The sequence below is a fragment of the Oceanospirillum sp. genome (assembly GCF_048265165.1).
Lineage (GTDB): Bacteria > Pseudomonadota > Gammaproteobacteria > Pseudomonadales > Halomonadaceae > Oceanospirillum.
In genome coordinates this window covers 752147-759475 of the sequence record NZ_JBLXCD010000002.1, presented here as the reverse complement: position 1 = coordinate 759475, position 7329 = coordinate 752147, and the positions used below count along the sequence as shown (strand labels likewise).

The 7329-nt window shown below is 47.3% G+C and carries 7 protein-coding genes; 2 read left to right on the top strand and 5 right to left on the bottom strand.

Annotation, left to right across the window (positions count from 1 at the left end):
• Positions 1-439 precede the first annotated feature (439 nt).
• Positions 440-1642, bottom strand: coding sequence for a tyrosine--tRNA ligase (gene tyrS / locus ACN0R8_RS07000; RefSeq protein ID WP_417596361.1), 1203 nt, complete (start codon positions 1640-1642; stop codon positions 440-442).
• A 137-nt stretch (positions 1643-1779) separates the two neighbouring features.
• On the opposite strand from tyrS, the gene ACN0R8_RS06995 reads away from it, so the two are divergent.
• Both ACN0R8_RS06995 and ACN0R8_RS06990 read left to right on the top strand, forming a co-directional pair.
• A complete protein-coding gene (locus tag ACN0R8_RS06995) occupies positions 1780-3054 on the top strand; it encodes a peptidoglycan DD-metalloendopeptidase family protein (protein WP_417596360.1) in 1275 nt (424 codons plus the stop codon).
• Positions 3051-4166, top strand: coding sequence for an anhydro-N-acetylmuramic acid kinase (locus ACN0R8_RS06990; RefSeq protein ID WP_417596359.1), 1116 nt, complete (start codon positions 3051-3053; stop codon positions 4164-4166). Before ACN0R8_RS06995 ends, ACN0R8_RS06990 begins: the two co-directional genes overlap by 4 nt.
• A gap of 82 nt (positions 4167-4248) precedes the next feature.
• Here ACN0R8_RS06990 and erpA read toward each other — a convergent pair whose 3' ends face one another.
• The 4 genes from erpA to argC form a co-directional block, all read right to left on the bottom strand.
• The gene (erpA, locus tag ACN0R8_RS06985) at positions 4249-4599 is read right to left on the bottom strand and encodes an iron-sulfur cluster insertion protein ErpA (RefSeq protein ID WP_417596358.1); all 351 of its coding nucleotides are present in this window, start codon (positions 4597-4599) and stop codon (positions 4249-4251) included.
• Positions 4600-4766: 167 nt separating this feature from the next.
• Entirely contained in the window at positions 4767-5315 is a 549-nt protein-coding gene (locus ACN0R8_RS06980) for a bactofilin family protein (RefSeq protein ID WP_417596357.1), read from the bottom strand.
• 2 nt (positions 5316-5317) lie between these two features.
• Positions 5318-6061: a DUF6776 family protein gene (locus tag ACN0R8_RS06975; RefSeq protein ID WP_417596356.1), complete on the bottom strand. Its 744-nt coding sequence runs from the start codon at positions 6059-6061 to the stop codon at positions 5318-5320.
• Positions 6062-6086: 25 nt separating this feature from the next.
• Positions 6087-7118 carry an N-acetyl-gamma-glutamyl-phosphate reductase gene (argC, locus tag ACN0R8_RS06970; RefSeq protein WP_417596355.1) on the bottom strand — a complete coding sequence of 344 codons (1032 nt, stop codon included), beginning with the start codon at positions 7116-7118 and terminating at the stop codon, positions 6087-6089.
• Positions 7119-7329 lie beyond the last annotated feature (211 nt).

Below are 7329 nucleotides of genomic sequence, written 5' to 3'. Positions count from 1 at the left end.
TAACCGTTGCCTGAAGACTTGCTCCGTGACAACGAGGGCGAATTATACGCACAAAACGGAGCAGCACAACCCCTAAAGACAATTAATTTTCAGTTTTTAGTCAAATAACTACACAGCTGAAATATCAGCCCCATATTCTCTACTTCAACCCACCCCATGCTATGCCTGCACATGCATCCCACCAATAAAAGTGCTGACCTATATATAGTGGCTGGAGGGGTATAGGGGAATAATGGATAGCGGCATAGGAAATAAAGGGTAGGGATACAGGTCATAGAGAAACACAACTACCAGCCTGACTATCGCTTGTTCTGACAGACTCATTATTACTCTACGAAAAAGGCCTGCAGGCTGAGTCTGATACTCATCCTACAGGCCTTCTTTATATATCAACTAAAGCACGTACTGCTCAAGCCAGCCAAAGTAGATACGACCAGCCTTAAGCCAGTGTCACTTTTGCAAACTGCTTTTTACCTGCCTGGCAGACATAAGTTTTTCCTTTGTGCAGTTTCAGGCCAGCCTCGGCTATTTCACCATCAACCTTAACACTACCTGCAGCCAGCATATCCCTTGCTGCCTTTGAATTCTTGGTCAGCCCTGCCTTATTGATCACCGCAGAAACAGGCACTTCACCTTGGCCTTCAAAATCGACCGTGACCTCCGGCAGATCTTCCGGCAGCTCACCATCCTTCAGACGGTTGCCGGCACCTTTATGCGCATTGGCAGCCGCGTCTTCACCATGGAACCGAGCCACCAGCTCGCGAGCCAGTTCCATTTTAATATCCCTTGGGTTTGCACCCTCTTCATCTACAGAGCGACGCATCTCATCGATCTCGCTCATCGGGCGGAAACTCAGCAACTCAAAGTAACGCCACATCAGGGAATCAGGCATGGATACGATTTTGCCAAACATTTCGCCCGGCGCATCATTAATACCAACATAGTTACCCAGTGACTTAGACATTTTCTGCACACCGTCTAACCCCTCTAGGATCGGCACAGTGATGCAGATCTGCGGTTCCTGACCAGCCCCTTTCTGTAACTCACGCCCCATCAGCAGATTGAACTTCTGGTCAGTACCACCCAGTTCAACGTCTGCCTTCATGGCAACGGAGTCATAACCCTGAACCAGCGGGTACAGGAACTCATGAATTGAAATCGACTGATTACCTTTATATCGCTTGCTGAAATCATCACGCTCGAGCATACGGGCAACCGTTTGCTGCGCGGCCAATTCAATCATCTCTGAGGCGGTCATCTTACCCATCCAGTCAGAGTTAAAGCAGACTTCAGTTTTTTCCGGATCAAGGATCTTGAACACCTGCTCGGTGTAAGTCTTAGCATTTTTCGCCACATCTTCTTCAGTCAGCGGCTTACGGGTAACATTCTTACCGGTCGGGTCACCGATTCGACCGGTAAAGTCACCAATCAGAAACATAACGTGATGACCCAGCTCCTGGAAATGCCGCAGCTTATTAATTAGTACAGTATGGCCCAGATGCAGGTCCGGAGCCGTGGGATCAAAGCCAGCCTTAATACGCAGAACTCGACTACTTTCCAGTTTCCTGACCAGTTCATCTTCAACCAATATTTCTTCTGTACCACGCTTAATAAGCGCTAAAGCATCTGCAACGGAGCTCATCTATCTATCCTATGTCAATTTCAGCAACATATGTCGAATGTTTTTCACCAATTGTAACTTGGAAAAAATAGCGTACATTATAGCATTCAGGTACGGTTACCCAACGATTTCACCTACAGTTTCTGGTTTTATTTCTTATGCTTAGACGTGCACAACAATTAAAGCACCATATAATCCTGGGCTTAGCCATCCTTTTGGCTGTTCTGGTCACTCTTATATCAAGCCAGGATGTTTCCGCAAAACGCGTCGATATCCCGCTCAACCTAACGATTGAAGAACGCATTCAAACGTGGCCCCGGCTTACTGATGACTGGCAATCTTACAAAGTTCAAAAGGGCGAGACTTTATCAGAACTTTTCTCACGCGCAGGTATTCCGACATCAGAGCTATACAAAATACTACATAGCGAACAGGTCACCACAGACTTGTCTATGTTGATGCCAGGACAGAGCATTCATTTCAAGCATGATAAAAATGACAACCTCGTTTCTGTTCGTCTTGATACTTCTCCTCTTTCTCTTTCTTTATTCAAGCGTAGCGACCAAGGTGATTACATAGAGGAAACACTAACGCGTGAACCCGAGCGGGTTTTACGTTTTTCTGAAGGAACTATTAACGGTGCCTTTTTTACAGCCGGTGAAAATGCAGCACTAAGCCAACAAACAATTATGAGCCTAGCTAATATTTTTGGTTGGGATATCGATTTTTCACTCGATATTCGGCCCGGCGATCATTTCAAGGTTCTTTACTATCAAGAGTACCTTGATGGGGTTCGTTTTCGGGATGGTAATATTCTCGCTGCCGAATTTACAACCCAGGGGAAAACCCATCGCACAGTTCGCTATACAGACCAGGAAGGCAAAGCGGATTATTACTCTCCTGATGGGCGCAGCATGCGCAAACAGTTTTTACGTTCACCGGTAGACTTTACCCGCATCAGCTCTCATTTTACTAAGCGCCGTTTTCACCCTGTCTTAAATCGCTTCCGTTCTCATCGCGGCACCGACTATGCCGCCAAAACAGGTACGCCAATCAAAGCAACAGGCGATGGAAAAATCATAAAGTCCCGCTACAGCCGAAGCTATGGCAACCACGTCGTACTGAAACATGGCAGCAGATACACTACTCTCTATGCACACATGAGCAAGTTTGGTCGAGGAATCAAGGAAGGCAAAACAGTTAAACAGGGCCAGATTATTGGTTATGTGGGTAGTACGGGCTTAGCCACAGGCCCTCACCTTCACTATGAGTTCCGCATTAATGGGATTCATAAGAACCCTGTTGCTATCAAATTCCCTGATGTCGAGCCTATCGCCGATAAAGAACGCGAAAGGTTTGACCAATATGCATCGAACCTTCTTAGCAACCTTGAAACTTACCCTATGGTACAGCTGGCTAAACTTGAGCAGTGAGAGACATCTATATAGGGCTAATGTCCGGAACAAGTGCTGATGGCGTTGATGCAGTACTGATTGAGTTTATCCGAGAAGACGGCAAACATTCGGGATTTCATATCCTGCATGCCCTTGATATGCCTTATCAGGCCAGCTTTCGCAAAGAATTGCTCAAGCTGGCTCTGGCCCCATCCTGCGACAAAGCCATTCTGGCAACAATCAGCGGTCAACTGGCAGACTTATTTGCGGAAGCGGTCGCACGCTTATTGCAGGAGAGTAAATTTAGCGCTGACCAAGTTATCGCTATTGGTAGCCATGGGCATACGATCGATCACGCACCGAACAACCCTTTGGCCTACACACTACAGATTACCGACCATGCCCGACTGGTGGAAAAAACAGGAATCAGTGTTGTTTGTGATTTTCGCAGCCGCGATATTGCTGCGGGCGGCCAAGGAGCACCCTTAGTACCCGCTTTTCACCAATGGCTTTTTACCCACCAGGCTCGACCAGACACTAATAGTGAGCAGGCTATTATCAATATTGGTGGCATCAGCAACCTGACACTTGTTAACGCTGGGCTGGGGTTTGACTGCGGGCCCGGCAATTGCCTTATCGACTACTGGCACCAGCTTAATACAGGTGATAACTTTGACCATGCAGGCAAATCTGCACGCAAGGGTCAACTGATCCCCGAATTACTGAGCGCAATGCTTGAAGACCCTTATTTTTCTCAGCAAGCCCCGAAAAGCACAGGCCGTGAATACTTTAATCAGGAGTGGCTCAATCCAAAACTGGAGCTTTCAAATAACCGCTGGCAGGATATAGCTTTTACCCTGACAGTGCTGACAGCCAGAATTATCGCCGACCAGATTAACTTTTATAGCTGCGAAGAAGTATTTCTTTGCGGCGGCGGCAGCCACAACACTTTGCTCATCGAGCAGATAGAGCAACTCGCCCCAGGGGCATCCCTTAAAACAACAGCCGATCTCGGCGTTGCACCGGATTGGGTTGAAGCGGCTGCATTTGCATGGCTGGCTCGTCAGACGCTGAACAACCTACCCGGAAACCTACCCAGTGCAACCGGCGCAAAAGGTGAACGTATTCTTGGCGCTATCTATCCGGCATAGCCTCGAACAATCTGGCTGGCAAAAATATAATAAAAAAGGCAGCCCTTAGCTGCCTTTTAAACTCACCGCTCAACTCTCATCGCTAAACAGTAAACGAAGACCCACAGCCACAGGTGGTGGTTGCATTGGGATTCTGTACAACAAATTGCGAACCCTGTAAGCCTTCCTGATAGTCTACAACAGAGCCCACTAAGTAAGGATAACTCATCGGGTCAACGACCATTTTAACACCATTATTTTCGATAACTGTGTCGTCTTCCTGATTACTTTCATCGAAATCGAAACCATACTGAAAACCCGAACAGCCTCCACCGGTTACATAAACCCGCAGCTTCAGTTCCGGGTTCTGCTCAGCATCAATCAATTCACGAACCTTATTAGCCGCTGAATCGCTAAATGTCATAGCCTGGGGAATATATATGTCCGCCGTCATTGTTCGCTCCGAAAAAGTCATCAAAGTGAATTATCTGCTTAACCTACCAAAACAGTCAACTACTATAGTTATCGAATGGCTAATCAAAAGCACAAATGAAAAAGCCCGCACATCTTCTGAGAGAGTGCGGGCTCAGCACAATAGCAATCTGAAGCTGCCTTCAGCTGTTATTCCGCTTTTTTGTCTTTTACTGCACCCGCTGCAACAGGAGTTGCACCCGTAGTTTTAGGCGCTACGGCAGGCTTTGCATCTGCAACAGCTTTAACTGATTTAGAGTCGGCCTCAACACCTTCGTTAAACACAGGTTTTTCATGAGTTACACTCTTAGGCATTGCCGGGCGATTTTCTGGCTTGCCCCGGTAACGGTGCATCAGGTTACCACTCACCTGAGAACCCATTACCATTTCGATCATATTATAGAAGATGTTGCCATTAACGGTGGCCCTGGAAGCTAATTCGATATGCTCACAGGAGTGAATATCACCGGACACCTGACCGTTCACGATAACGTGCGGGGCCGATATCTCACCTACGACAACACCTTTCTCACTGATGCGTATCACCGCTTTTGAGTCATCTTCGGCAATAATATTACCAAACACCTTTCCATCGATGTGCAAGCCACCGCTGAAATGAAGGTCACCAACGATCTCTGCCTTACCTGACACCAAGGTATCAAAATGATGTGTACTTGGTTTGCTGTTTTTTCCAAACATGCCTAAACGGCCTCCTGAACTGACCATTCATAATTCTTTTCAACCCGCATCGCCTTACGGCCAGTAGACTGCAGAATCACTTCGATTTTCTCTGGCTTAAAGCCTTTTGGCAGAACCATCTCACCACTTACATTCTGAAAGAAGCGAAAACGGAACCTGACACCCAGGTCTTTAACATCCGATGATAAGTCTCGCAGAGGTAGAGCACGTCGGGTTGTTCCTTGAAGCCCAACAATACTCACCAGTGCGCGACCTTCTATATAATTATTATTGTCTGCAACCTGAGTAAGGACCAGCTTAAAACTAAAACGTGACGGATTCAGTGTTTTTGCCACCGTCCAGCTTTCAACCCTAAGGCCTTTGTCTTCACTGCTGGGAGCCATCACACGCTTGTAGAAAGTTACTTCATTTTCAAGCTGTGCAATGCGAGCATTGAGATCTGTAATCGTATTACGGACCTCTGCGTAGGTTTTCTGATCAATCTGGTTACCGCGAGACAGTACGGCAACTTTTTGACGCATTGTTTCATTTTCTTTTTCTAACTCTGTCAGAGTTTCGCGTAATTCATCACGCTCGATTACGGCTGAACGGCGCTCTTCCCACCCCTGGTATTGGCCGTAACCAAACCCGGCAAGTACAATCACGACTAGAAACAATAAAAAAACCGAACGGCGTAAAAAACGCTCCATTGGGCTATAAGAAACAATTTCCAACTGATCCTGTTTGCTTCCTTTGACCATTGTCATACCTGGCAACTCATTATTGTTATGGTCACGGCATCAATCCTACCTGGTTGAGCCCTGCATTTTCCTCAAGACCGAACATAATATTCATATTCTGAATAGCCTGCCCGGATGCACCTTTAACTAAATTGTCGATCACAGATAGTACCACAACCTTGTTGCCATTCTGCGGCCTGTGCAACGAAATTCTACACATATTTACACCCCTTACACTCCGTGTTGCAGGGTGAGAACCCGCTGGCATCACATCAACAAAGGGCTCATCTTTATAGCAGTTTTCGTACAGAGTCTGAAGGTCAATGTTTTGCCCTTCCAAAAGATCAGCGTAGACGGTGGCATGAATGCCACGAATCATCGGCATCAGATGAGGTACAAAAGTCAGTGCAACATCTTTACCTGCCCCACGGTTCAGCTCCTGAGAAATCTCCGGAAGATGCCGGTGCCCGGAAGCGCCATAGGCCATGATAGATTCGCTGGTTTCACACAACAAAGAACCCACTTTCGCACCCCGGCCTGCACCGCTTACACCAGACTTGCAGTCAGCCACAATTTCAGGCTTGATCAGGCCAGCTTCGAGCAGCGGCAGGGCTGCCAATTGAACGGCCGTTGGGTAGCAACCCGGTACAGCAATCAACCGGGCTGACTTAATCTGTTCACGTTGTGTTTCAGGCAAGCCATACACCGCCTCGTTCAGTAGCGCAGGGGCACCATGGGGTTGACCATACCACTCGGCCCAAAGTTCTGGGTCACGAATACGGAAATCCGCAGAAAGATCAATAACCCGACTGCCACTGGCTAGAATCTCACCTGCCAGACTATGAGCCACGCCGTGAGGCGTTGCAAAAAACACGACATCGCAAGCAGCAAGAGTATCTGTATCAGGCACTGTAAACTCAAGATCATAGTGACCACGTAAGTTCGGGTACATGTCAGCTACGGCAACACCAGCCTCGGATCGCGATGTAATCACCTCAACCTGAGCATCAGGGTGCTGTGCCAACAAACGTAACAACTCAACTCCGGTGTAACCGGTGCCGCCAACAATACCGACTTTAATCACTGTCGCTCTCCACTGTTCAGTCCTAGATCGAACTCTTGAATCGAATCTCGGTATAATACACAAAACTATGGACTTATGTATGCAACACCTATTGATCATTGGATGTCACTTTGACTAAAAACCTGTTTCGGAATTTTTTTTTCCAGCGGCTATCTTTACAACATTTTCGTGACCGTTTAGCCCACCTTGATGCACTGCCTCAACTGGCTTT